Source organism: Pedobacter sp. AC464, from assembly GCF_979253075.1.
This window is the reverse complement of the sequence record NZ_CEEDBV010000015.1, coordinates 1-249: the sequence shown is the minus strand read 5'-3', so window position 1 is coordinate 249 and position 249 is coordinate 1. Positions and strand designations below refer to the sequence as shown.

Annotated in this window: 1 protein-coding gene; it reads right to left on the bottom strand. The window is 42.2% G+C overall.

The genetic code is table 11. The features are described 5' to 3' along the window. The coding region (locus tag AC0IWT_RS20000; protein WP_471798512.1) for a hypothetical protein at nucleotides 1-249 on the bottom strand (249 nt) is incomplete at both ends.

The window sequence follows — 249 nt, the reverse complement described above, 5'->3', positions numbered from 1 at the left end:
AAGCCAACCTCTGCCCTGCCTGTGGCATAAATTGTTGCCGCCGCTAATGAAACGCACATAACCCTTAAATCGGCACCAAGTTCCAGAAAGGCCCCTGCCGAAGGCATCACCGGATCAATTGTTTTTGGAATTTTTATAGGTTGATTAAAGTAACAGCCAATTTTAAAGTATGCATCACGTTTTAAAGGCGTTGTTGGCGAATTATAGTTAATAGGGTCAAACGGAAACTTTACAAAAGGAATCTCCTTC